The following is a 26,063-nucleotide window of genomic DNA, read 5'->3' as shown; positions in this document are numbered from 1 at the left end:
GCTTAATCGGCGTGCAGCAGCAGGCCCGGTTCGCTGTGGGTGGCCTCGCCGTACCAGACCGCTTCGCGGACCGCAACCGGCTTGCCGATCAGGCCCAGCGCATAAAAACGGTCGGCAATAGTTTGCTGCGCGCGGATCACTTTGAGGTCCATCATCCGCGGGCGATGGCTGCGGCGGGCCAACGCCAGGGACAGCGAGGCGACGTTAATCCCCAGCTCTGCCGCCAGCAGCCCGGCGGCTTCATCCCGTCGCCGATCGATAAACTGCCCGGTTTGCGTCAGCTCGTGCAGCAGGCGCTGCATGATATCGCCATGACGCGTCACGTAGTCGCGGCGCGACAGGTAGAACTGATGGTTGTGCACCCGACCTTCGCCGTTGGCTACCACCCGCAACTCCCCGGTGTGTTCGGCGTCGCTTAACAGCGGATCCCACATCATCCAGGCATCCACCGCCAGATAGTCGCTGGCGGTCAGCGGGTATTTGGGCGGGGTGTAGACAATCCTGACGTCATTTAAGCCCAGCCCTGCCTCCTCGAGAATCTGCAACAGCAGCCAGTGCACGTTTGACCCTTTGTTCAACGCAATACGCTTCCCGCGCAAGTCGGCAATCGTGCGGATTGCGCTATGTTGCGGGACAACCATCGCCACGCTCTGCGGCGCGGGCGGTTCCCACGCCACGTACACCAGCTCGCTGTTGCCGGACTGGGCAAAGACCGGTGGCGCTTCGCCGGTGGTGCCAAAATCAATTTCGTGACAGGCGAGGGCGTGCAGCAGCTGTGGCCCGGCAGGGAATTCGCTCCACAGCACGCTGACCCCGAGATGGGCGAAGGCGCTTTCCAGGCTCTGTCGGGCCTTTAAAATGCCCAGATTGCCAAAACGCTGATAGCCGATACGTAACTCGCGGTCGGCGGAAACGGCGGCCGACAGCGGGCGCGGCGTGGTCTCTACCCGCCGACGGCTTTTAATCAGTCCAATGTTGGCCAGCTGTGTACGTAAGGTATGGCGACTGATGCCCAGCAGCGCCGCCGCCTGGCTTTGGTTGTCATCGCAGTGGGCCATCGCTCCGCGGATCAGCGCCCCGGTGATGCGCTCCCACAGTGCCTCGCCTGGCTGGTTAAGCTGCTGATAGATAAAACTATCCAGTTCATTATCGGTGGTTGTCGTCGGCGTATCGTACAACGTGCTCAGCCGCAGCTGCGCGGGCGTAATCTCCTCCTCTTTGCTGAGCAGAACCGCGTTATGTAACGTATTTTCCAGTTCGCGGATATTGCCGGGCCACGGATAGTCCATCAGCCTCGCCAGCGTTTCCGGCGCCAGGCGGCGGGTCGGACGACCCAGCCGGCGGGCATACAGCGTTAAAAAGTGATTGGCCAGCTGGGGAATATCCTGGCGGCGCTGGCGCAGCGGCGGCAGCGGCACGATGGCGATATTCAAACGGTAGTAGAGGTCTTCGCGGAAGCGGCGTTCGCGGATCGCCTGAGCTAAATCGACATGGGTGGCGGCGATGACCCGCACATTCACTTTGATGGCCTTGCGCGAACCGACGCGGGTAATTTCCCGCTCCTGCAGCACGCGCAGCAGCTTGACCTGCAGCGGCAGGCTCAGTTCGCCGATCTCATCGAGCAGCAGAGTCCCGCCCTCGGCGGCTTCAAACCAGCCGGGGTGGCTCTGCACCGCGCCGGTAAAGGCGCCTTTTTCATGGCCGAAGAGTTCAGCTTCCGCCAGGCTTTCGGTCAACGCGCCGCAGTTAACGGCGAGAAACGGCTGGTGACGACGCGTGCTGTGATGATGAAGATAGCGGGCCACCACCTCTTTACCGGTGCCGGTTTCGCCGACGATCAGTACGGTGGCTTCCGTTGGCGCCAGCTTATCCAGCAGGCTCTGAAACGCTTTCGACGCCGGGTCGACCAGCACGGGCGTATCGGACAGGGATTCAGGATTGAGCATGGTGGACCTCCGGTAAATGACGCCTTGAACTTATCCTTTGCCAGCGACAGAAACCAGAGGGTCGCGACGTCAGGCTGTTGCAAACTCAACAGCGGGCGCACATGAACTGGCGCATTTGCAACAGCAAAATGGGTAGGGTGAAATTGTAATTAATTGATTTTATTGAATTAATTTTTTATTCACCTTTGGCATGATTATCGCTAACACTCATATAACCAAATTAAAACATCTCTTCGATGAATATCGAATATGGTTATATAGGAAATGGATAATGACGCAGAAAGCGAGCGATACGATCAATGTGTTCTGGTTCTTGCCCACCCACGGTGACGGCCGTTATCTCGGGACCACCGAAGGCGGTCGCCCGGTGGATTTGCCTTATCTCCAGCAGGTCGCGCTGGCCGCCGATAGCCTCGGCTACTACGGCGTGCTGATTCCGACCGGAAAAAGCTGCGAGGACTCCTGGCTGGTGGCGTCGGCGCTGGCGCCGTTAACCCGCCGCCTGCGCTATCTGGTGGCGGTGCGTCCGGGTTTACAGCCGCCGACGCTGGCGGCGCGGATGGCGGCCACCCTCGACCGGCTGTCGGAGGGGCGGCTGCTGATCAACGTGGTGACCGGCGGCGATCCGGTGGAGAACAAAGGCGATGGGATCTTCCTCAACCACAGTGAACGCTACCAGGTGACCCGCGAATTTCTCGATGTCTACTCTCGTTTGCTGAAAGGCGAAAAGGTGGACTATCACGGGGAGCATATTCACGTTGAAGGGGCGGAAGTGCTGTTTCCGCCGGTGCAGGAAAACGGCCCGCCGCTGTACTTTGGCGGCTCTTCGGAGGAGGCCATCGACGTTGCCGCTGAGCAAATCGACAGCTACCTGACCTGGGGAGAGCCGCCGGCGCTGGTGGCGGAGAAGCTGGCTATCGTTCGTGAACGCGCTGCGGCGCGCGGGCGTACCCTGCAATACGGTATTCGCCTGCATGTGATCGTCCGTGAAACGGAAGAGGAGGCCTGGGCCGCCGCTGACCGACTGATTGCCCACCTGGATGATGACACCATTGCTCAGGCGCAGAAGATCTTCTCGCGTATGGATTCCGCAGGCCAGGCGCGGATGAGCGCTCTGCACAACGGCTCGCGCGACAATCTGCGTATTGCGCCAAACCTGTGGGCCGGCGTCGGGCTGGTACGCGGCGGGGCGGGGACGGCGCTGGTCGGCAATCCGCAGCAGGTGGCGGAGCGCATCCGTGAATATCAGGCGCTGGGGATCACCAACTTTATCTTCTCCGGTTACCCGCATCTGGAAGAGGCGCACCGCTTTGCCGAGCTGGTGATGCCGCTGCTGCCGCTGGCCAGCAACGCCCAGCCAAAAGCGCGCGGTGTTAATACCGGGCCGTTCGGTGAAACCATCGGCGGCGATAAGCGCCCGGTAAAACAGGTCAGCGCCAGCTGAGCGGAGGTCGCAATGTTTCGCTTCTTCTTTCATAAGGCGGTGGCCTATGCCAACTGAACCTCATATCACGATCGTCGGCGGCGGCTTTAGCGGCGCGGCGGTGGCTATTCATCTGCTTGACCTGATGCCGGAAGGGGTACGGGTGACGCTGCTGGAGCCGCGCGCCGTGCCCGGGGCCGGCGTCGCCTATTCCACCGCCGAACCCAGCCACCGCATCAACGTGCCCGCCTCGCGGATGCAGTTGGCCGGTGAGGAGGAGGGCGCTTTTGACCGCTGGTACCGTAGTCAACCTGCTTTTGCCGACGATCCGCAGGCGTGGCGTGAAGATGGCTCGCTGTACCCCCAGCGCGGCCAGTTCGGGCGCTACGTCAGCCAGCGTTTTGCCGAGGCGGTACGGGTGAGCGCCGGGCGACTGGTTCACCTGCGCGAACAGGCGCTGACCTTTGACGAAAGCGGTATCACGACCGAGAGCGGTCGTCGGCTGCAAAGCGATCTGCTGATCCTGGCAGTGAGCCATCCGCCGCCGGCGCTGCCGCGGCTGGCGGCGCCTTTTCATGACCACCCGGCGCTGATTGCCAACCCGTGGCGTGCGGACAGCCTTACGGCAATCGCCCCCGACGCGCGGGTGGCGGTGATGGGAACCGGGCTGACGATGGCGGATTGCATCGCCACCTTATCCCGGCTCGGCCACCGTGGGCCAATTACCGCCTTTTCCCGCCACGGCCTGTTGTCCCGCGGGAACGTCAGCAGCGCGGCGGCGCAATGGCCGGGCGAGTATCGCCACGGCACGCTGCGCCAGCGGCTGCGGCAGGTTCGCAGCGATATCAGGCGTGCCGCAGAGCAGGGGCTTCCCTGGCAGGTGGTGCTGGATGCGGTGCGTCATCAGGGTCAGAGCATCTGGCAGGCGCTGACGTTTGCCGACCGCCAGCGCTTCCTGCGTCATCTGCGGCGCTACTGGGATGTGCATCGTTATCGCATTGCGCCGCAGATTGCCGAGGTGCTCGAGCAACGGCAGCGCGAGGGGAGCCTGCAGGTGCTGGCTGCACGGCTGACGGCGCTGGAAGGCGATTCCCGTACGCTGAGCCTCACCCTGGCGCCGCGCGCGGGTGAGCGCATTGCGCTGACCGTCGACCACCTGATTCTGACCACCGGCCCGGCCCACGGCGGGCTGATCGACAGCCAGCCGCTGCTGCGCGAACTGGCCCGTCGTGGCCTGATTCGCGCCGATAAGCTGGGTCTTGGGCTGGACGTGGATGCTCATTCCCGGGCGATTGGCCGCGACGGGCGTGCGATACCCAACCTGCTGATCTCTGGCCCGGCGGCTCGCGGCTATTTTGGCGAACTGATGGGGCTGCCGCAGGTGGCCGATCATGCCGCCGCCGTCGCCGCTGAAGCTTTACAGGCGCTGGGGATTGGGCAATCCGCCCGATGTCCCACGATCTAACCCCCCCATTCCCCTTATTCCTTGATGTGTTAAGCGTGCGTTCCGTTGACGGAATGCACCGTGGAGAGCGCTATGTCATCACAACGTGAAATTCGCCTGAATGCTTTTGATATGAACTGCGTCGGTCACCAGTCGCCGGGGCTGTGGACCCATCCGCGCGACCGCTCCTGGCAGTATAAGGACCTGGATTACTGGGTTGACCTGGCGCGTTTGCTGGAACGCGGTAAGTTCGACGGCCTGTTTATTGCCGACGTGCTGGGCATCTACGACGTGCTGAACGGCAACGGCGATGCGGCGATTCGCCAGGCGACGCAGGTGCCGGTGAACGATCCGCTGGCGTTGATTACCCCGATGGCGCTGGTGACGGAGCATCTGGGCTTTGGCCTGACCGCGTCACTGTCGTTTGAGCATCCGTACCCGTTTGCCCGCCGTCTCTCAACCCTCGATCATCTGACCAAGGGCCGGGTGGGCTGGAACATCGTTACCTCGTATCTGGAAAGCGGGGCGCGCAACATTGGCCATCAGGCGCAGACCGATCACGATGCGCGCTATGACTACGCCGATGAGTATCTCGACGTGGTTTATAAGCTGCTGGAAGGGAGCTGGGAAGATGGCGCGGTGCTGCGCGATCGCGAGCGCGGGATCTTCAGCGATCCGCAAAAAATTCATCCGATCAATCACCAGGGCAACTTCTTCACCGTGCCGGGGATCCACCTCTGCGAACCGTCGCCGCAGCGCACGCCGGTGCTTTATCAGGCCGGTGCCTCCAGCCGCGGTAAACAGTTTGCCGCCGGTCACGCCGAGTGCGTTTTTGTCGCCGCGCCGTCGAAAGTGCTGCTCAAAAAGACGGTGGCGGATATTCGCCGCCGCGCCGCCGAAGCCGGACGCGACCCGCGCAGCATTCTGATTTTCAACCTGCAAACGGTCATTGTCGGCGAAACCGACCGCGAGGCGCAGGCCAAATGGCAGGAGTATAAATCGTACGTCAGCTATGAAGGGGCGCTGGCGCTGATCTCCGGCTGGACCGGGATCGACTTCGGCCAGTATCAGCCGGATCAGGTGCTGAAATACCTGCATACCAACGCGATTCAGTCGGCGGTTGAAGCCTTTTCCACCGCCGATCCCGATCGCCAGTGGACGGTACAGGCGCTGGCCGACTGGGTCGGCATTGGCGGCTTCGGCCCGCTGATTGTCGGCAGTGCGCAAACCGTCGCCGATGAGCTGCAGTCATGGGTTGAGGAGACCGATGTTGACGGTTTCAACCTGGCGTATGCCGTCACCCATGAAACCTTCCGCGATGTCGTGGATCTGCTCATTCCCGAACTGCAAAAACGCGGCGTCTTTAAGCAGGAGTATCGCGAAGGCACCCTGCGCGAAAAACTGTTCGGCGCCGGGCCGCGTCTGGTCGCGCCGCATCCGGGGGCGGGGTATCGTCGCGGCGCACGCATCGACGTCGCGGCAGGGGAGAAGGTGACATGATCGAGATAGATAACCTGCATAAAAGCTACCGCGCGGCGGACGGGCGGGTCAGCGAGGTGCTGAAAGGGCTGTCGCTGCGGGTACCGACCCGCTCCATCACCGCGGTCGTGGGGCCGAGCGGTGCGGGAAAATCGACCCTCGCGCGCCTTATCAGCCTGCTGGAGCGCCCCGACAGCGGCAGTATTCGGGTGAACGGCAACGACCTGTCGTTGCTCAGCGGCGAGGCGCTGCGTCGCGAGCGGCGCACGATCGGTACCGTTTTTCAGTCCTCCGCGCTGCTCAGCCGTAAAACGGCCTGGCAAAATATCGCCCTGCCGCTGGAATATCTCGGGGTGGTCGAGCGCGATATTAAAGCCCGCGTCGGCGAACTGCTGGAAAGCGTCGGGTTGAGCCATAAGGCGGATGCCTGGCCGGCCCAGCTTTCCGGCGGCCAGCGTCAGCGGATTGGTATTGCGCGCGCGCTGGCGCTACGCCCGTCGGTGCTGCTGGCGGATGAAGCGACTTCGGGGCTGGATCCGCAGGCTACCGCAACGGTGCTGAATTTGCTCAAACGTCTGCGCGATGAATACCGTCTGGCGATCGTGCTGATCACCCACGAGATGGATGCGGTCCGCGCGGCGGCGGATGCGGTGGCAGAAATTCGCGATGGCGCAATTGTGCAATTCGGTCAGGTGAAAGAGCTGTTGGCGCGCCCGGATTCACTGCTGGGCCAGCAGCTGCTGCCGCTCTCTCCGGTCGCGGCTCACAGCGACCTGCTGCTGCGCCTGAGCTATCGCTGGGATGTCCCGGTGGCGACCGACTGGATCAGCCGCCTGAGCCAGCAGTTTGCGCTGCAGATCGATCTGCTCGGCGGCCACGTTGAGGTGATCAACGGCCGGCTGGCGGGAAGGCTACAGGTGGGGGTGCGGTTCCAGGGGGAGCGTCTGCCGCCGTCGCGGGTGCTGGCGCTGCTGGCCCAGCTCGGTATCGCGGCGGAGGTCCTTGACGACGCGCCGGAACTCAAGGAGGCGGTATGAAGCCAACGGTAATCAGTCAGGATACTCCCTGGAGCGAGATCCATACGCTGCTGCTGCCCGCCTACGCTGAGACCTGGCTGATGGTGGCCATCGTGATGCTGTTTGTGGTGACGCTGGGCGGTGTGGTCGGGGTGGTGCTATTCAATGCCTCAGCGCGCGGATTATTCCCGCATGCCGCGCTGTACCGGGTGTTGAACTGGGTGGTGAATATGGGGCGCTCTCTGCCGTTTCTGGTGCTGATGGCGGCGATTATTCCCTTCACCTTCTGGCTCACCGGGACAACGATCGGCATTCCTGCCGCGGTGGTGCCGATGATCGCCGCCGGGGTGCCGTTTTTTGGCCGGCTGGTGGAAAACGCGCTGCGCGAACTGCCGGCCGAGGTCACCGCCGTGGGGGTGGTGTGCGGCGGCTCGCGCTGGCAGATCATCCGCAGCGCCCAGCTGAGCGAAGCCCTGCCGGCGTTAGTGGCGGCGGTGACGCTCAACCTGGTGTCGATGATCGAATATTCCGCGATTGCCGGCACCATCGGCGCGGGAGGCATCGGCTATCTGGCGGTGGTGTACGGCTACCAGCGCTTCGACAACCACATCATGATCGCCACCATTATCGCGCTGATCGCCACGATTCAGCTGATTCAATTTTTCGGTGACCGTCTGGTCAACAAACTTCGCCACACGCAGGGGATCGCTTCATGACAACAGAACAATTTGAGTTACGTAAGGCCCGCCGCTGGCCGTGGCTGGCGGCGCTGGTGGTGATTGTGGCGCTGGCCGTCGCCTTTTGGTGGTGGCGGGGAGAGGCCCGGTCGCAGCAGGTGGTGTTTGGCACCACCCTGAAAATCCATTATGAACCGGCGATGGCCGGCGAACAGCGAATTATCGAGTACATCGGCCAGCATATTGCGCCGGATTATGGCCTGAAGCTGGAGGCGGTGGGCGTGCAGGATCCGGTGCAGGCGGACCGGGCGGTGGCGCAAGGGGAATACGCCGGAACCATCTATCAGCATCAATGGTGGCTGAAGCAGGTGGTGGACGCCAATGGCTTCGCGCTTTCAACCACGGTACCGGTATTCCAGTGGGCCTTTGGGATTTACTCCGATCGCTATACATCGGTCAAGGATCTGCCGAACGGCGCGACGATCGTGGTGCCAGATGACGGCGCCAACCAGGGGCAGGCGCTGTGGCTGCTGCAGCGCATCGGCCTGGTTACGCTCGACCCGAAGGTGGAGCCGCGTACGGCAAAGCTGAAAAATATCGTCGGCAACCCGCATCAGTTTAATTTCAAAGAGCTGGACTTGTTAACCATGCCGCGGGCGCTCAATTCGGTGGACGCGGCCATCGGCTATGTCTCGCAGTTTGATGCCGGGAAAGTATCGCGCGATAAGGGGATCTTATTCCCGCCGGCGCCGCGGACTTTTGCGTCGCAGTTGGTTATCGGGACGCCTTATTTATCGCAGGAGAATATCGTCAAATTGCAGCAGGCATTTTCCGACCCGCGCATTCAGAGCTGGTTGAAAACCACCGACGACCCGCTGGTGAAAGACGTACTGGTGCCGGTTTCCGCGGAATAATCTGCGCTGATGATCGATCTCGCAGGACGGGCGAAAGCGCGTCCTGATTTTGGTGTTTTATTTAATTAACTTATTGAATATATTGATTTTTATATGCGTATTTGTTGGTTCCACTTTATCAGCGGGCGGCCTATAACTGCGATCACCTGCACAACATAATAAGGTGAAAACATGAGTACGCTGTCTGTTGATAATCCCGGCGTGGCCTCCGCACCGGTGAGTAGCGTCGGGGATGTGGCGCGGTTGATTAATTCGGGCAAGGATCAGGCTAAATATGCGCGGATGATTGTCTTCCTCGCTCTCGGCGGCGTCTTTCTCGACGCCTATGATTTAACCACGCTCTCCTACGGCATCGACGATGTGGTGCGTGAATTCCAGCTCTCGCCGCTGCTGACCGGGCTGGTCACCTCATCCATTATGGTTGGCACCATTATCGGCAACTTAATCGGCGGCTGGCTGACGGATAAATATGGCCGCTATTCGGTGTTTATGGCCGACATGCTGTTTTTCGTCGTCTCGGCCATTGCCGCAGGTCTGGCCCCCAACGTCTGGGTGCTGATCGGCGCGCGCTTCCTGATGGGGATCGGCGTCGGTATCGATTTGCCGGTCGCCATGTCCTACCTCGCTGAGTTTTCCCGTTTTACCGGCAAAGGCAATAAGGCCGCGCGCCTCGCCGCCTGGTGCCCGATGTGGTACGCCGCCTCGACGGTCTGCTTCCTGATTATCTTCGGTCTCTATTTCCTGCTGCCGCAGGCGCACCTCGACTGGCTGTGGCGCGCCTCGCTGCTGTTTGGCGCCGTCCCGGCGCTGCTGATTATCGCCGTGCGCAGTAAATTTATGAATGAATCGCCGCTGTGGGCGGCAAACCAGGGGGACCTGACTTCGGCGGTGCGCATTCTGCGCGACTCATACGGCATTGTCGCCCATGAAGCGCCGACCGAACGTCCCGCGCCGCCGCCGAAAGTGAGCTTCCGCGTGCTGTTTGAAAAGCCGTATCGCGAGCGCACCATCGTCGCCGGGGTGATGAATATTTGTATCTCCTTTGAGTACACCGCCATCGCCTTTTTCCTGCCGTCGATCCTTGCCCGGTTTCTCGGGGCCGGGGTGTTTGAAACCATCTCCGCCTCGCTGGGGCTGAATGCGCTGTTTGCCTTTACCGGCGGGCTGCTGGGGATGCATCTGGCGTGGAAATACCCGTCGCGCCACGTGGCGATTGCCGGCTTCGCGCTGCAGTTTATCGCCCTGATCGTCCTTGCGCTGGTCGGCCAGCCGCAGGCCACCGTCGGGGTCGTGCTGGCGATCGCGATGCTCGGCCTGTGGCTGTTTGCCGAGGGCTTCGGCCCCGGCGCGCAGCTGATGATCTATCCGGCGCTTTCCTATCCTACCGCGATTCGCGCCACCGGCGTCGGCTTCAGCCGGGCGCTCTCCGGTATCGGCAGCGCGCTGGCGCTGTTCGTGCTGCCGCTGCTGCAGGCCTCCCTCGGCACTCAGATGTTCTGGGTGGTGTCGCTGGCCGCCATTATTCCGATTTTCTTCCTGCTTGCGGTCCGCCACGAGCCGACGCGTCACGATATTGACGACAGCCACCATTAAGGAACAGATGATGACATTACTCTCTACCGGTACCGATTATGAACAGCTGGCCGCGGCTTTCCGGCCGATTTTCTCGCGCATTGCGCAGGGAGCCGCGAACCGCGAACAGCACCGTATTTTGCCCGACGAGCAGATTCGCTGGCTGAAGGAAGCGGGGTTCGGCACGGTTCGCATTCCGCGGGAAAAGGGCGGCTGGGGCGCGTCGCTGCCGCAGCTGATTGCCCTGCTGATTGAGCTGGCCCAGGCCGACTCCAACCTGCCGCAGGCGCTGCGCGCCCATTTTGCCTTTGTTGAAGATCGCCTGAATCAGCCCGACTCCGCGCAGCGCGATCGCTGGTTGCAACGTTTTCTCGACGGGGAGCTGGTGGGCAGCGGCTGGACCGAAACCGGCGGGGTCAAGCTTGGGGAGGTGATTACCCAGGTGACGCCGGACGATCGCGGCTGGCGGTTAAACGGCGAGAAGTTTTACAGCACCGGGACGCTGTACGCCGACTGGATTGATGTCTTTGCCCGCCGCAGCGACAACCAGGGCGACGTTATTGCGCTGGTCAGCACCCGGCAGAGCGCGGTGGAACGCGAAGACGACTGGGATGGCTTTGGTCAGCGTCTGACCGGCAGCGGTACCACCCGCTTTAAGCAGGCGCAGGTTGAGCAGGAACATGTCTATGATTTTGCTGAACGCTTTCGGTATCAGACCGCCTTCTATCAGCATATCTTACTGGCGACGCTGGCGGGGATCGGCCTGGCGGTGGAACGCGATGCCGCCGAGGGGGTGAAAAAACGCACCCGCATGTACAGCCATGGCAACGCCGCGGTCCCGCGTGAGGATGCGCAGGTCCTGCAGGTGGTGGGGCAAATCAGCAGCTGGGCGTGGGCGACCCGCGCGGCGGTGCTGCAGGCGGCGGAGTCTTTACAGCAGGCCTATGTCGTTCATGCCAGCGGCGATGAAGCGCTGATTGAACAGCGCAATCGGCTGGCGGAAGTCGAAGCGGCGCAGGCGCAGGTGGTTGCCAGCGAGTGGGTGCCGCGCGCGGCGACCGAGCTGTTTAACGCCCTCGGCGCGTCGGACACCCGGGCGGGTAAGGCGCTCGACAGGCACTGGCGCAACGCGCGCACGGTGGCCTCGCATAACCCGGTTATCTACAAAGCGCGCAATATTGGCAACTGGCTGGTCAACGGCGAGGCGCCGACCTTTATCTGGCAGATTGGCGATGGCGAAAAGGCGCAGGGCTAAAAAGAGAGAAGGCGACGGGGAGGCCCGTCGCCGACAACGGTTATTTATCCTGCGACCAGGTGGCGCTGCGCACGTCCACCTTCACCGGCAGCAGGCCGATACGGGTGAAGGTATCCGCCAGCGCCTGCTGCTCGTTATAGACCGCAGGCGTCATGCGTTCGGCGCCATAGGGCAGGCGGGCAAGCGCTTTCAACCAGATAGCCTTATCCAGCCCGGTTGACGTGGCGAGGATCCCGGCGGCATCGTCCTGATGGGCGTTCGCCCAGTCGCTTAGCTGACTTAACTCATCCACCACCTGTTTTGCCGTATCCGGGTGGTTTTCGGCAAATTTGCGGCTGGCGAGGTAGAAGGTGTAGTGCGGCACCAGCCCTTCGGCGTTGCTGATCTGCCGCGCCTTCGCGTTGGTTTCGACTTCGGCAAGGTACGGATCCCAGATAACCCAGGCATCAATGGCGCCTCGCTGGAAGGCGGCGCGGGCATCGGCCGGGGGCAGATAGACCGGGGTGATATCTTTATAGCTCAGCCCGGCTTTTTCCAGCGCGGCCACCAGCAGGTAGTTGACGTCGGAGCCTTTATTCAGCCCCACGCGCTTGCCTTTCAGATCGGCCACGTTGTGAATCGTTGAGTTTTCCGGCACCACGATCGCTTCAGTTTTGGGGTTGGCCGGTGAGTGCGCGAGGTAGACCAGATCCGCCTGAGCGGCCTGGGCAAAGGCCGGCGGCGCATCGCCGGTGGCCGCCAGGTCGATACTGCCGACGTTCAGCCCTTCCAGCATCTGCGGGCCGGCCGGGAATTCCACCCAGCGCACGGCGATGCCCTGTTTTTTGAAGGTCTCATCGAGGGAACCGCGGTATTTGAGCAGGGCGAAGATATTGGCCTTCTGATAGCCAATGTTGACGGTTTCCGGCGCCTGAGCCAGCGCGGACGCAGACAGCCCGAGCAGCAGCGGCAGCGCGGCCAGATGCAACCTTTTGGACATAATGTGTTCTCCTTTGGCGGTTTGCCGTAAGGTAACAAATTGTCCTTATAACCAATAAATAACTAAATTGTAATTGATATAACTGAAATATCTGGCGAGGGAGAAGAGATTGCGGGGAAGCTGCCCGGCAGAATCGGCTGCCGGGCAGGTATCGTTAATCGCAGGCGACGATTTTCATTGCCAGGCCGCCGCGCGAGGTTTCGCGGTATTTGGCGTTCATATCTTTGCCCGTTTCATACATGGTTTCGATGACCTTATCGAGACACACGCGCGGTTCGCTGGTGCGGCGCAGCGCCATTCGCGCGGCATTGACCGCTTTGACGGCGGCGATGGCGTTACGTTCGATGCAGGGAACCTGTACCTGGCCGGCAACCGGATCGCAGGTCAGACCGAGGTTGTGTTCCATACCGATCTCTGCCGCGATGCACACCTGACCCGGGCTACCGCCCAGCAGCTCGGTGAGACCGGCCGCCGCCATCGAACAGGCCACGCCGACTTCGCCCTGGCAACCGACTTCGGCGCCGGAAATCGAGGCGTTCATCTTATACAGCGAGCCGATCGCGCTGGTTACCAGCAGGTAACGCGCCAGCGAATTAGCATTCACCTTGCGGATAAACTTGTCGTAATAGGCCAGTACCGCCGGCACGATGCCGCAGGCGCCGTTGGTGGGCGCAGTCACCACGCGTCCACCGGCGGCGTTCTCTTCGTTGACCGCCAGGGCAAACATGTTGATCCAGTCAACCACCGCCATCGGGTCGCTGTTGGTATTGTCCTGGCTAACCAGCATCCGGCGCAGGGCGGCGGCACGACGCGGAACCCGCAGCTTGCCCGGCAGTACGCCTTCGGTGGTGATGCCGCGCTCAATACCGCTGCTCATCACTTCCCAGACGGCGGCGAAGTGCTGCTCCAGCTGCTCTTTGCTGTGCAATGCCAGTTCGTTTTGCATCATCAGGCCGGAAAGCGAGAGCCCGCTTTCGCGGCAGTGTCTTTGCAGGTCGGCCGCATTTTTGTACGGATAAGGCACCACCGGCGGCGCTTCATTGGTCAGGCCGAAATGTTCTTCATCGACAATAAACCCGCCGCCGATGGAGTAGTAAGTCTGGGTGTAGAGCACCTTGTCGCCGCCCAGGGCGGTAATGCGCATACCGTTCTCATGCAGCGACAGGTTGTCGGCATGGAAATTCATGCACTGGTCGACCGGGAATTCAACTTCCTGCTGGCCGTTCGCCAGCATCAGGCGGCCGTGGGTGTTGACGTCCTGAATGAATGCCGGGATGGCGTCGATATCAACGCTGTCAGGCAGGTTGCCCGCAAGACCCATAATAATGGCGATGTCGGTATGGTGGCCTTTACCGGTGAGGGAAAGGGAGCCGTAAACATCGACAACGACTTTGGTGACGTTGGCAAGCAGCCCGCGCGCGATAAGATCGTCCGTGAACTGCTTGCCCGCTTTCATTGGTCCAACGGTATGGGAGCTGGAAGGGCCAATGCCGATTTTAAAAATATCGAATACGCTGATCATGTTGCATCCAGTACTGTCGGGGAGCGCGCCGCCTGCTGGCGGCGCGGGGGAGAGATTAGCTGAACAGAGAGTAGAAAATCGCGGAGATAGCAATCAGGCCCATAATCACCACGAAGACGTTGCTGATGTGGCCGCTGTATTTGCGCATGGCCGGGACTTTCTGGATGGCATACATCGGCATCAGGAACAGAATCATCGCGATAATCGGGCCGCCAAGGGTTTCGATCATGCCGAGAATGCTTGGGTTCAGCGTGGCCACAATCCAGGTGGTCACCAGCATGAACAGCGCCGTGATTTTGTTCAGTTTATTGATTTCGATGGATTTGCCTTTACCGCGCAGGGATTTAATCACCATGCCGTTAAAGCCTTCACGTGCGCCCAGGTAGTGGCCGAGGAAGGATTTGGTGATGGCGATCATCGCGATGATCGGCGCCATCCAGGCAATGACCGGTGCGTTAAAGTGGTTCGCCAGGTAAGACAGAATCGAGATGTTCTGCGCTTTTGCTTCTGCCAGATCGGCCGGAGACAGGCTCAGTACGCAGCTGAAGACGAAGAACATCACGGTCAATACCATCATGATATGAGCGCGAGCCAGGATGCTGGAGCACTTCTTCTCTGCGCCCTGACCGTACTCTTCACGCTTCGCCACGGCGAAGGAGGAGATGATCGGCGAGTGGTTAAAGGAGAACACCATTACCGGAATCGCCAGCCAGAGAGTCATCCACAGACCATTACCGGTAAAGGTAGCGCTGTTCAGGGAGAGGGTTTCCAGCGCCGCGCCGTTCCACTGAGGAATCAGGTACAGTGCGAGGATCATCAGAGCGATAACGAACGGGAACACCAGAATACTCATCGCCTTAACAATCATCTGCTCGCCGAAACGCACGATGGTCATCATGCCCACAATCAGAATCAGCGACAGGATCGCACGCGGCGGCGCGGTCATCTGCAGCTGGTGGGTCATAAAGCTTTCGACGGTATTGGTGATAGCCACGCTATAAACCAGCAGAATCGGGTAAATGGCGAAGAAGTAGAGCAGAGTAATCAGTTTACCTGCGCCGACACCGAAGTGCTCTTCTACCACTTCCGTGATGTCTTCACCCGGATTTTTACCGGAAAGGACAAAACGGGTCATTCCGCGGTGGGCGAAAAAGGTCATCGGGAAAGCAAGAATTGCCATGATGATCAGGGGGATCATCCCGCCGACGCCGGCATTAATCGGCAGGAACAACACGCCCGCACCGATTGCCGTACCGTACAGTCCCAGCATCCACATGGTATCTGTTTTGCGCCATCCGCTACGGGTTTCGCCCGATACGATAGTGCTGGTTTGAGTGGTTTCCATCTGTATCTCCTGGAGGAAGCGACCAAATATAATGATTAAAATCAATTAAGTAATATTAAATGTGTTTGATTACGGTTTTTTAATGATTTTCTCCGCAACAAGTGGGGCGGAAAGATACATTTATCTGGTAAATGCATCAGTGATCGCGATCCCAATTGCAATAATCCACTTTCGAGGTGGGTATTTTTAGTTCAACAGTCTGTTTCTGGTGATCAGCCAGGTATTTGTGGCGCGAAGGCTACCATTTACAGGATATGAGATAAAAGAAGGCAGGCTTAATAACGATGTTTTTACTGTAAAAATGAGATACTGACGATGTTTTCGCGCTTAAATGCCTTTTTATCAGTGATATTTATTGCTTCTTATGGAAACGCAAACGATTGGCTTTTGTTAAAATGTTACAAAGCATTCTTAAAATAAATGAATTATTGGGAAAGCGGGCCTGAGAAGTTTAAAAGAGGTTAAGAGAGGTCAAAGGAGGTTAAAGGGAGTTTAATACGGGAAGAGGGGGAAAGCGGATTACGACAGCACGCGCCGTAACCCGGAATGACAGATTAGCTATCAGGAACAGATTTCGTAGCAAGGAATATACGCAGTGCCGCCCGGAAGCTTCATGCGGTGCTGGGCGACGAAGCCCTGCAGCAGGTCGTCCATCCGACGCATCATCTGCGGATCGCCGTGCAGCTTGTAAGGACCGAATTTTTCAATCGCCTGGATACCCACCTCTTTGACGTTGCCGGCCACGATACCGGAGAACGCGCGCCGCAGGTCTGCCGCCAGCATCTCGACCGGCTGATCGGGATAAAGCTTGAGGTTGGCCATGTTTTCATGTGTCGGGTCGAAGGGCATTTGCAGATCCGGGGTGATACGAATCGACCAGTTAAAGCTGTAGGCATCGTCGGTTTCCCGGCGACTCTCTTTCACCAGCGGCATCGCTTTCTTCATCTGGCGCGCCACTTCGCTGGCGTCGTCGATAATGATGCGATAGTGGCGACGCGCCGACTCGCCCAGCGTATGGACGATGAACTCATCCAGCACGCGGAAATAGTCGGCGCTCTCTTTCGGACCGGTGAGGATCAGCGGCAGGACCTGCGATGTGTTGGCCGGGTGCATTAAAATCCCCAGCAGATAAAGCAGCTCTTCCGCGGTGCCGACGCCGCCCGGGAAGATAATAATGCCGTGGGCGATACGGACAAACGCCTCAAGACGTTTTTCGATATCCGGCATGATCAGCAGCTCGTTAACCAGCGGGTTAGGCGGTTCGGCGGCAATAATTGATGGCTCGGTCATGCCGATAAAGCGGCTGTCTTTGTAACGCTGCTGGGCGTGGCCGACCGCGGCGCCTTTCATCGGCGCTTCCATCGCACCCGGACCGCAGCCGGTGCAGATATTCAGTTCGCGCAGACCCAGCTGGGTCCCGACGCGACGGGCGTACAGATATTCGTTTTCGTTAATCGAGTGGCCGCCCCAGCAGACAATCATATTCGGCGCTTCGCCGACGTGCAGCGCACGGGCGTTACGCAGAATAGAGAACACCAGGTTGGTGATATGCACTGAGCTTTCAAGATCGAGATTCGGGAAGCGCACGGTGTTGTGAATCTGCCCGTAAACGAACAGGATATCGCGCAGCACGGCGAACAGGTTGGCCTGCAGGGAACGGATAATACGCCCGTCAACGAAGGCCTCTTCCGGGGGATTGATCAGTTCCAGCTTCACGCCGCGTTCACGACGCAGCACGTTGATATCGAAGTTTTCAAAACGAGACAGCAGCTCCTTGCTGTTATCGGTCAGGCTCCCCGAGTTGAGTACAGCAAGCGAGCAGTTACGAAAGAGTTGATAGAGGTCACTGCTGGCGGTGCGTTTAAGCATATCCACTTCCAGCTGTGACAGCATATCCATTGAACCAAGCGGGCTAACATGTGTAATCAAGTGAACTCCTTACAGGACGATTATCGTCTTCCTGTGATTACAATAGCCTTGCTGATGGCGTTTTCACAACCTTGCGCGCGGGTTAACGCACGCAAATTGTGAAAATGTTGACTATTGACGAGCGAGGCGACCGATGGCCGGAACAAAATCGGTGTTGCTGCGCCACGGGTTGATGTCCAGACCGCCGCGTCGCGTGTAGCGCGCATAAACGGAAAGGGCTTCCGGCTGGCAGAAACGTAGAATATCGTTGAAGATGCGCTCTACGCACTGCTCGTGGAATTCGTTGTGGTGGCGGAACGACACCAGGTAGCGCAGCAGCTTTTCGCGATCGATTTTGGCGCCGCGATACTGAATTTGCACCGAACCCCAGTCCGGCTGATGGGTGATCAGGCAGTTGGACTTCAGCAGATGGCTGACCAGCGTCTCCTCGACGACTTTGCCGCTTGCGGCATCCTGCAGATAGTCGGCGCTGAACTGGTAGTTATCGATTTCAATATCCTGATCGTCGATACAGGCGCCGTGCAGATGTGCTACCGGCTGGCCTTCGAGTTCATCAAGACGATACAACGACACTTTAACTTCCCCCTCCGCGCAGGCGCTGAGATCGCGCGCCAGCGTCGCCTCGACCTCCTGCCAGTCGGCGAAGCGGGTCTGGTTAAAGCTATTGAGATAGAGCTTAAAGCTCTTCGACTCTACCAGGTTCACGGTTGTGTCATTGAGTTCAACATGGCCTACGGCGACCTGCGGTAGCCCTTTAGCGTTGAGCCAGGAGAGTTCGTACAGCGTCCAGATATCACCGCCGTGAAAAGGCAGATTGTCCGCGTGCAGGCCCAGCGGATCGCGGTTCAGGCTGCGCGGTACGCCCTGTAGCAGCGAGGCATCGTAAGTATCGCGGTAATCGGTTGATTTACCGAGCGTCAGGCCGGCAAGCGCCTGATGATTATCGTAAGAAGACATGTTTCACCATAGTAAAGCGGGTACACTATACGCTAAGTGTATCCTGTCTGACGTGAAGAGAGAAACCGGTGGACTATCAAACCGCAGAAGCGCTGCAAGCCTTCACCCAACGTTATTGCGCTGCCTGGCAGCAGCAGCGCGGCAGCCTGCCGCGTAGCGAAGAGCTTTATGGCGTGCCGTCACCCTGTATCAGCGCGACGGACGACGACGCCGTTTTCTGGCAGCCGCAGCCCTTTAGCGCAGAACAAAATATCAGCGCGGTTGAACGGGCACTGGATATTGTGATACAACAGCCGATTCATAGTTATTATACCACTCAGTTCGCCGGCGATATGGCCGCGCGCTTTGCTGGTGAGACGATGCTGCTGCTGCAAACCTGGAGTCCGGATGACTTCCGGCGCGTGCAGGAGAATTTAATCGGTCACCTGGTGGTGCAAAAACGGCTGAAGCTGTCGCCAACGCTTTTTATCGCCACGCTTGAGAGCGAGCTGGAGGTCATTTCGGTGTGCAACCTGAGCGGCGAAGTGCTCAAAGAGACGCTCGGCACGCGTAAACGGACAATCCTTTCGCCTTCTCTGGCAAGCTTCCTTGAGCAGCTTGATCCGGTGCTGTAATCCATTTTTCCCACCCGTTTGTGAGAGATCTCTTACAAGACCTGTAAGAGATCGTCATCATTTAAGCCAATTTTTCGCGGCTTTATTTCTTGTAAGTCAATATAATTCAGTGGGTTATTCTTCTTTTTGCCTGTTTGACCAGGGATTAACCTTAAGAGATTCTCTTAAGAAGGCTTGTAAGACGAAGCGGAATCAGTGATCCTATGTGTGTCGACAGGGAGTCGCGAAATGAAGTGAACATCAGGATGATGACTCTTCATGCAGGACCCGCCGGGAAGGCGTTGCAAGGACAGGCTTCAGGATGAAGCGCAGGATAACGCAGGAACGCGTAAAGGACACCTCCAGGATGGAGAACGTGAGCCGCTCATGATGAACGGTGGATCAGGAAGATCGGGACAGACTTAAGGATAAGTGATTTCACATCGGGGTGGTGTGGAAGCAGGATGCACAAGTTTACGGATGAACATGGTCAGGAGACCTCAGGAAAAGTTTTCATGGACGAGCAGGGAGCACCAATGTAGCTGGATTGCTGCGAAACGAACCGGGAGCACTGTTTATACAGTGCTCCCTTTTTTTATGCCTCTTTTTATCGCATTACCTTTGGCTGGGGCATTTGAACGAAGGCCAAATCGCCTGGGTCGTGCTTCAGGTCAGGCTGGGGCAATGTGTCTGGCCCATACCACTCTGGCGCATGGCTGCACACCCATGGTCATGACTGGAGGGGAGACGGCGCCATGATTTTGAGTAGTTTTCGCTGCTGTATTTGCTATCCTGCGTCCGGTTTACAACTCATCGAGGTTTCCCATGACTCTTCACCATAGCGTGCGCGAGCGTTTGCACGCCCTTGAAGCGCTGCTGCGCGAAACGGACCACTGGCAAGACAATGCGCCGGAAAGTCGCGCGTTTGCCAGCCAACAGCCTTTCTGTATGGACACGCTTGAACCGCTGGAGTGGCTGCAGTGGGTCCTGATTCCTCGTATGCATCACTTACTCGATAGCGAGCAGCCCTTGCCGCAGAATTTCGCCGTCGCGCCCTATTATGAAATGGCTCTCGATGCCGCACATCCGCTGCGCGAGCGGGTGCTGGCGGAGCTGCTGCTGCTGGATACGCTGTTTGCCGGTGATGACGCCTGATGCTGGAGATTATCTATCAGGATGAATGGCTGGTGGCGGTGAACAAACCCTCCGGCTGGCTGGTTCATCGCAGCTGGCTGGACCGCGATGAAAAAGTGGTGGTGATGCAAACCGTACGCGACCAGATTGGTCAGCACGTGTTTACCGCCCATCGCCTTGACCGCCCGACATCGGGTGTCCTGCTGATGGGGCTGTCGAGCGAAGCGGGAAGGCGCCTGTCTCAGCAGTTTGAACAGCATCAGATGCAAAAGCGCTACCACGCGGTGGTGCGCGGTTGGCTGACCGACGAAGCGGTACTGGATTATCCGCTGGTCGAAGAGCTGGATAAGATCGCTGATAAATTTGCCCGCGACGATAAAGAGCCCCAGCCGGCGGTCACGCACTATCGCGGAATGGCGACAGTCGAAATGCCGGTGGCGACCGGACGTTATCCGACAACGCGCTACAGCCTGGTTGAGCTGGAGCCCAAAACCGGACGTAAACACCAGCTGCGCCGCCATCTTTCGCATTTACGTCACCCGATTATCGGCGACAGTAAACATGGCGATCTGCGACAAAACCGTAGCGCCGCAGAGCATTTTTCCGTTGACCGCTTGATGCTTCACGCCAGCCAGCTATCGTTAACGCATCCTTTTACCGGCGAGCCGTTGGCTATCCGTGCGGGCCTGGACGACGTCTGGATGCGGGCGCTGTCGCAGTTTGGCTGGCGCGGTCTTCTGCCGCTAAATGAAAGGGTTGAGTTTGCTGACGACAGCGGTCAGGATGAAGAGATTGAGGTCAATTCAGGGAGATAATCATGGCAGATATCGGTATTTTTGTAGGCACGATGTATGGAAACGCGCTGCTGGTAGCCGAAGAGGCTGAAGCCATTCTGAGCGGTCTGGGGCATAAAGCAAAGGTGTTCGAAGACCCGGAGATTCAGGACTGGGAGCCGTATAGCGGCAAATATGTGCTGGTAGTCACCTCCACCACCGGTCAGGGCGATCTGCCGGACAGCATCGTCCCGCTGTATGAAGGGATGAAAGACATGTATCAGCCGCACCTGCGCTACGGGATTATCGCTCTTGGCGATAGCACCTACGCGAATTTTTGCGGCGGCGGTAAGACGTTCGATGCCTTGCTGCAGGAGCAGGGCGCCAGACGTATCGGCGACATGCTTATGATCGATGCCAGCGAAGACCCTGAACCCGAGAGCGTGTCGAACCCATGGGTTGAACAGTGGGCGACTCTGCTCGAATAAACAAATACATTAGCTAAAAGTTGCGCCCTCTCCCTACGTAGAGGGCGTTCCTTATCGATACCAGTGCCAGATAAACGATCGAAGAGAGTTTATCAACTCTGCCTGGCCCAGGCTTCAGGCATTTGCCCTACAACCCTTCATCTTACGCGGTTTTTTCCGGTGCTTTCCACCGGGTCAAGAGAGACGTTTCACACTCCTGCTGTTTGTCCCGCCATTTCCGCTGTTCCTCGCGCCAGCTTTTCATTTCCGTGAACTACCCCCCATCCAGTCAGGCATAAGCCATAAATCTATTTCTAAATCTCCGCTAAAGCTGTGTGTATGCACGGTGAGCCGGTCAGGTCCTCTTTTTATACTTTCCCTGCCAGTTAAAAAGGCAGCACGCCAGATATAACGAAAACAATGAAAAACTCAAACGCGTCATTCTGACTACCCTACAGGTTGTGCCATTCAGAATGAACGTAGCTAACGGCTATGATTCAGGAGTGCAACAATGAGTACATTAAGTCAGGCGGCGAGCGGCGCGGAAAAACGCACCAATGCCCGCTACTGGATTGTGGTGATGCTGTTTATCGTCACATCTTTCAACTACGGTGACCGCGCAACGCTATCGATAGCCGGTTCGGAAATGGCCAAAGATATTGGCCTGGACGCGGTGGGCATGGGCTACGTTTTTTCCGCGTTCTCATGGGCCTACGTTATTGGTCAGATCCCCGGCGGATGGTTGCTTGACCGTTTCGGTTCAAAACGGGTCTATTTTTGGTCTATCTTCATCTGGTCGATGTTTACCCTGTTACAGGGCTTCGTCGATATCTTTAGCGGCTTCGGTATTATTATCGCGCTGTTTACCCTGCGATTTCTGGTCGGGCTGGCGGAAGCGCCTTCGTTTCCTGGCAACAGTCGCATCGTAGCGGCCTGGTTCCCGGCGCAGGAAAGGGGAACCGCGGTGGCGATATTCAACTCCGCGCAATACTTTGCCACCGTTATCTTCGCGCCCATCATGGGCTGGTTAACCCATGAAGTGGGCTGGTCGCACGTCTTCTTCTTTATGGGTGGGCTGGGGATTATCATCAGTTTTGTATGGCTTAAAGTCATCCATGAACCGAATCAGCATCCCGGCGTGAACAAGAAAGAGCTGGAGTACATTGCCGAAGGCGGTGCGCTGATCAACATGGATCAGAAGAAAAGCGTGCAGAAGGTGCCGTTCAGTGAAAAATGGGGCCAGATTAAACAGCTGATCGGTTCGCGCATGATGGTCGGGATCTACATTGGTCAGTACTGCATCAACGCTTTGACCTACTTCTTTATCACCTGGTTCCCGGTCTATCTGGTGCAGGCGCGCGGCATGTCGATTCTGAAAGCCGGGTTTGTCGCCTCGGTGCCGGCAATCTGCGGTTTTGCCGGCGGAGTACTGGGTGGGATTATCTCCGACTGGCTAATGCGCCGTACCGGCTCGCTCAATATTGCCCGTAAAACCCCGATTGTGGCAGGCATGCTGATGTCGATGGTTATGGTGTTCTGTAACTACGTTAACGTTGAGTGGATGATTATCGGCTTCATGGCGCTGGCCTTCTTCGGCAAAGGGATTGGCGCGCTGGGCTGGGCGGTGATGGCCGATACCGCGCCGAAAGAGATCAGCGGCCTGTCGGGCGGCCTGTTCAATATGTTCGGCAATATCTCCGGCATCGTCACGCCGATTGCGATTGGTTACATCGTCGGGACCACGGGCTCATTCAACGGCGCGCTGATTTACGTCGGGGTGCATGCGCTGGTAGCGGTACTGAGCTATCTGGTGCTGGTGGGCGATATCAAACGCATTGAACTGAAACCTGTTACGGAGCGTTAATGATGAGTACTCAATCCACACCCGTTATCACCGATATGAAAGTTATCCCGGTGGCCGGCCACGACAGCATGCTGTTGAACATCGGCGGGGCGCATAGTGCCTGGTTTACCCGCAATATCGTGGTTCTGACCGACAGCGCGGGCAATACCGGTATCGGCGAGGCGCCCGGCGGAGAGGTGATTTATCAGACGCTGGTCGATGCCATTCCGCAGGTGCTGGGGCAGGAGATTGCGCGCCTGAATAAGGTGGTTCAACAGGTTCACAAAGGTAATCAGGCGGCGGATTTCGACACCTTTGGTAAAGGCGCCTGGACCTTTGAGCTGCGGGTCAACGCGGTGGCGGCGCTGGAGGCCGCGCTGCTGGATCTGCTAGGCAAAGCGCTCAATGTCCCGGTTTGCGAACTGCTGGGGCCGGGTAAACAGCGTGATGCGGTTACCGTGCTGGGCTATCTCTTCTATATCGGCGATCGCCAAAAAACCGACCTGCCGTACCTGGAGAGCACTCCAGGCAATCATGAGTGGTATCGCCTGCGCCATCAGGAAGCGCTGAACAGTGACGCCGTGGTGCGTCTTGCCGAGGCCGCGCAGGATCGCTACGGCTTTAAAGACTTCAAACTTAAGGGCGGCGTATTGCCGGGCGAGCAGGAAATTGACACCGCTCGCGCGCTGAAGAAACGTTTCCCGGACGCGCGAATTACCGTCGATCCGAACGGCGCCTGGCTGCTGGATGAGGCGATTGAACTGTGCAAGGGCCTGCAGGATGTGTTGACCTATGCGGAAGATCCGTGCGGCGCCGAGCAGGGCTTCTCCGGGCGGGAGGTGATGGCGGAATTTCGTCGCGCCACCGGGCTACCGGTCGCCACCAATATGATTGCCACCAACTGGCGGGAAATGGGGCACGCGGTGATGCTCAACGCGGTAGACATTCCATTAGCCGATCCGCACTTCTGGACGCTCTCCGGCGCGGTGCGAGTCGCCCAGCTGTGTGATGACTGGGGGCTGACATGGGGCTGCCACTCGAACAATCACTTCGATATTTCACTGGCGATGTTTACTCACGTCGGCGCCGCCGCGCCGGGCAATCCGACGGCTATCGATACCCACTGGATTTGGCAGGAAGGCGACTGTCGTCTGACCAAAAATCCGCTGCAAATTGAGAACGGCAAGATTGCCGTACCGGATGCGCCTGGCCTGGGTATCGAGCTGGACTGGGAGCAGGTGCAAAAAGCCCATCAAGCCTATAAGGCGCTGCCGGGGGGGGCGCGTAATGACGCGGCGCCGATGCAGTATCTGATCCCCGGCTGGAAATTTGACCGCAAGCGTCCCGTGTTCGGCCGCACCGCTGTCGCCAATCAATAACAAAAGGATTTCATCATGACCACGCAGTTTTCTACCCCCGTCGTCACCGCTATGCAGGTTATTCCGGTTGCCGGCCACGACAGTATGCTGATGAATCTTAGCGGAGCTCATGCCCCGTATTTCACCCGCAATATTGTGATTATCAAAGATAACTCAGGCCATACCGGCGTAGGGGAAATCCCCGGCGGAGAGAAAATCCGCCAGACGCTGGAAGAGGCCGCTGAACTGGTTGTCGGGAAAACGCTCGGCGAATATAAAAACGTCCTTGGGGCAGTACGCAGCCGCTTTGCCGACCGTGACGCCGGCGGCCGCGGTTTGCAAACTTTTGATCTGCGTACCACCATTCACGTTGTCACCGGGATTGAAGCCGCGTTGCTGGATCTGCTGGGACAGCATCTGGGCGTCAACGTCGCCTCTCTGCTGGGCGAGGGCCAACAGCGTAGCGAAGTCGAAATGCTGGGCTACCTGTTCTTCGTGGGTAACCGTCACGCCACGCCGCTGGCCTATCAAAGTCAGGGCGATGAGAAGTGCGACTGGTACCGGCTTCGTCATGAAGAGGCCATGACCCCAGATGCCGTCGTGCGTCTGGCGGAGGCGGCCTACGAAAAATATGGCTTCAACGATTTCAAACTCAAAGGCGGCGTGCTGGCGGGTGAAGAAGAGGCCGAGTCGATTGTGGCGCTGGCTAAACGTTTCCCGCAGGCGCGCGTGACGCTTGACCCGAACGGCGCCTGGCGCCTGGATGAAGCCATCAAAATTGGCAAACAGCTGAAAGGCGTGCTGGCCTATGCGGAAGACCCCTGCGGCGCTGAACAGGGCTTCTCGGGCCGGGAAGTGATGGCGGAGTTCCGCCGTGCCACCGGCCTGCCGACGGCGACCAATATGATTGCCACCGACTGGCGTCAGATGGGACATACTTTGTCTCTGCAATCGGTGGACATTCCGCTGGCGGATCCGCACTTCTGGACCATGCAGGGATCGGTTCGCGTGGCGCAGATGTGCCATGAATTTGGTTTGACCTGGGGCTCACACTCCAACAACCATTTCGATATCTCGCTGGCGATGTTCACCCACGTTGCGGCGGCGGCGCCGGGCAACATTACCGCCATCGATACCCACTGGATCTGGCAGGAAGGTAATCAGCGATTGACCCGACAACCTTTTGAGATCAAAGGTGGTATGGTGCAGGTGCCCACCACACCGGGCCTCGGCGTTGAGCTGGATATGGACCGCGTGATGCAGGCAAATGAGCTATACAAAAAGCACGGGCTGGGCGCGCGTGACGATGCGATGGCCATGCAGTATCTGATCCCGAACTGGACGTTTGATAACAAGCGTCCGTGTATGGTGCGCTAAGGAAAATCCGGTTCCTGCGGGAACCGGAATGGTTTTGCTACCGGGTGTTTGTTCATATTA

General features: G+C 58.6%; 21 protein-coding genes. 15 read left to right on the top strand and 6 right to left on the bottom strand.

From position 1 onward, the window contains the following. Positions 1-2: 2 nt before the first annotated feature. Positions 3-1,946: a sigma-54-dependent Fis family transcriptional regulator gene (locus BV390_RS09310; protein ID WP_085396853.1), complete on the bottom strand. Its 1,944-nt coding sequence runs from the start codon at positions 1,944-1,946 to the stop codon at positions 3-5. Positions 1,947-2,217: 271 nt separating this feature from the next. Here BV390_RS09310 and ssuD point away from each other — a divergent pair, with 271 nt between their 5' ends. The 8 genes from ssuD (at position 2,218) to BV390_RS09270 (ending at position 11,726) form a co-directional block, all read left to right on the top strand. Continuing rightward, positions 2,218-3,390 (top strand): FMNH2-dependent alkanesulfonate monooxygenase, encoded by a 1,173-nt coding sequence (gene ssuD, locus BV390_RS09305; protein WP_032696744.1) that lies wholly within the window; start codon positions 2,218-2,220, stop codon positions 3,388-3,390. A gap of 46 nt (positions 3,391-3,436) precedes the next feature. Then, a complete protein-coding gene (locus tag BV390_RS09300) occupies positions 3,437-4,834 on the top strand; it encodes an FAD/NAD(P)-binding protein (RefSeq protein WP_032696745.1) in 1,398 nt (465 codons plus the stop codon). A gap of 72 nt (positions 4,835-4,906) precedes the next feature. Next, positions 4,907-6,313 carry an LLM class flavin-dependent oxidoreductase gene (locus BV390_RS09295; protein ID WP_032690931.1) on the top strand — a complete coding sequence of 469 codons (1,407 nt, stop codon included), beginning with the start codon at positions 4,907-4,909 and terminating at the stop codon, positions 6,311-6,313. Then, positions 6,310-7,329 (top strand): methionine ABC transporter ATP-binding protein, encoded by a 1,020-nt coding sequence (locus BV390_RS09290; protein WP_032696746.1) that lies wholly within the window; start codon positions 6,310-6,312, stop codon positions 7,327-7,329. Before BV390_RS09295 ends, BV390_RS09290 begins: the two co-directional genes overlap by 4 nt. Beyond that, on the top strand, positions 7,326-8,024 hold the full coding sequence (locus BV390_RS09285; protein WP_032690933.1) for a methionine ABC transporter permease: 699 nt from the start codon (positions 7,326-7,328) through the stop codon (positions 8,022-8,024). Before BV390_RS09290 ends, BV390_RS09285 begins: the two co-directional genes overlap by 4 nt. Further along, positions 8,021-8,899, top strand: a complete 879-nt coding sequence (locus BV390_RS09280; protein ID WP_032696747.1) for a MetQ/NlpA family ABC transporter substrate-binding protein — start codon at positions 8,021-8,023, stop codon at positions 8,897-8,899. The genes BV390_RS09285 and BV390_RS09280 overlap by 4 nt, the downstream gene beginning before the upstream one ends. A 171-nt stretch (positions 8,900-9,070) precedes the next feature. Further along, positions 9,071-10,492, top strand: a complete 1,422-nt coding sequence (locus BV390_RS09275; protein ID WP_046853509.1) for an MFS transporter — start codon at positions 9,071-9,073, stop codon at positions 10,490-10,492. A 10-nt stretch (positions 10,493-10,502) separates the two neighbouring features. Beyond that, a complete protein-coding gene (locus BV390_RS09270) occupies positions 10,503-11,726 on the top strand; it encodes an acyl-CoA dehydrogenase family protein (protein WP_032696749.1) in 1,224 nt (407 codons plus the stop codon). A gap of 40 nt (positions 11,727-11,766) precedes the next feature. Here BV390_RS09270 and BV390_RS09265 read toward each other — a convergent pair whose 3' ends face one another. The 5 genes from BV390_RS09265 to queF all read right to left on the bottom strand — a co-directional run bounded on the left by BV390_RS09265 (position 11,767) and on the right by queF (position 18,458). After that, positions 11,767-12,705: an aliphatic sulfonate ABC transporter substrate-binding protein gene (locus tag BV390_RS09265; protein WP_032690937.1), complete on the bottom strand. Its 939-nt coding sequence runs from the start codon at positions 12,703-12,705 to the stop codon at positions 11,767-11,769. A 154-nt stretch (positions 12,706-12,859) separates the two neighbouring features. After that, positions 12,860-14,227, bottom strand: coding sequence for an L-serine ammonia-lyase (locus BV390_RS09260; RefSeq protein ID WP_032690938.1), 1,368 nt, complete (start codon positions 14,225-14,227; stop codon positions 12,860-12,862). Between the two features lie 55 nt (positions 14,228-14,282). Beyond that, positions 14,283-15,572, bottom strand: coding sequence for an HAAAP family serine/threonine permease (locus BV390_RS09255; protein ID WP_032690939.1), 1,290 nt, complete (start codon positions 15,570-15,572; stop codon positions 14,283-14,285). A gap of 561 nt (positions 15,573-16,133) precedes the next feature. Next, on the bottom strand, positions 16,134-17,501 hold the full coding sequence (gene ppnN / locus BV390_RS09250) for a nucleotide 5'-monophosphate nucleosidase PpnN (protein ID WP_004867006.1): 1,368 nt from the start codon (positions 17,499-17,501) through the stop codon (positions 16,134-16,136). Positions 17,502-17,612: 111 nt separating this feature from the next. Next, positions 17,613-18,458, bottom strand: a complete 846-nt coding sequence (queF, locus tag BV390_RS09245) for an NADPH-dependent 7-cyano-7-deazaguanine reductase QueF (RefSeq protein ID WP_032690940.1) — start codon at positions 18,456-18,458, stop codon at positions 17,613-17,615. Positions 18,459-18,526: 68 nt separating this feature from the next. Between queF and syd the strand changes: the two genes are divergently transcribed. The 7 genes from syd to gudD all read left to right on the top strand — a co-directional run bounded on the left by syd (position 18,527) and on the right by gudD (position 26,003). Further along, positions 18,527-19,072 carry a SecY-interacting protein gene (gene syd / locus BV390_RS09240; protein ID WP_032696751.1) on the top strand — a complete coding sequence of 182 codons (546 nt, stop codon included), beginning with the start codon at positions 18,527-18,529 and terminating at the stop codon, positions 19,070-19,072. Positions 19,073-19,876: 804 nt separating this feature from the next. Then, entirely contained in the window at positions 19,877-20,206 is a 330-nt protein-coding gene (locus BV390_RS09235; RefSeq protein ID WP_032690942.1) for a YqcC family protein, read from the top strand. After that, positions 20,206-21,000, top strand: a complete 795-nt coding sequence (truC, locus tag BV390_RS09230) for a tRNA pseudouridine(65) synthase TruC (RefSeq protein ID WP_032690943.1) — start codon at positions 20,206-20,208, stop codon at positions 20,998-21,000. Before BV390_RS09235 ends, truC begins: the two co-directional genes overlap by 1 nt. A 2-nt stretch (positions 21,001-21,002) precedes the next feature. Then, entirely contained in the window at positions 21,003-21,446 is a 444-nt protein-coding gene (locus BV390_RS09225) for a flavodoxin (RefSeq protein WP_032690944.1), read from the top strand. A 490-nt stretch (positions 21,447-21,936) separates the two neighbouring features. Beyond that, complete coding sequence (gene gudP, locus BV390_RS09220; RefSeq protein ID WP_032690945.1) at positions 21,937-23,289, top strand: galactarate/glucarate/glycerate transporter GudP; 1,353 nt, start codon at positions 21,937-21,939, stop codon at positions 23,287-23,289. Between the two features lie 2 nt (positions 23,290-23,291). After that, on the top strand, positions 23,292-24,647 hold the full coding sequence (locus tag BV390_RS09215) for an enolase C-terminal domain-like protein (protein ID WP_032696875.1): 1,356 nt from the start codon (positions 23,292-23,294) through the stop codon (positions 24,645-24,647). Positions 24,648-24,662: 15 nt separating this feature from the next. Further along, positions 24,663-26,003: a glucarate dehydratase gene (gudD, locus tag BV390_RS09210; protein WP_032696753.1), complete on the top strand. Its 1,341-nt coding sequence runs from the start codon at positions 24,663-24,665 to the stop codon at positions 26,001-26,003. Positions 26,004-26,063 lie beyond the last annotated feature (60 nt).

Origin of the sequence: Klebsiella sp. YJ, assembly GCF_002108615.1 — a bacterium.
Classification (GTDB): domain Bacteria; phylum Pseudomonadota; class Gammaproteobacteria; order Enterobacterales; family Enterobacteriaceae; genus Klebsiella; species Klebsiella planticola.
The sequence above is the reverse complement of the archived record's forward strand: the minus strand, read 5'-3'. Positions and strand labels throughout refer to the sequence as shown.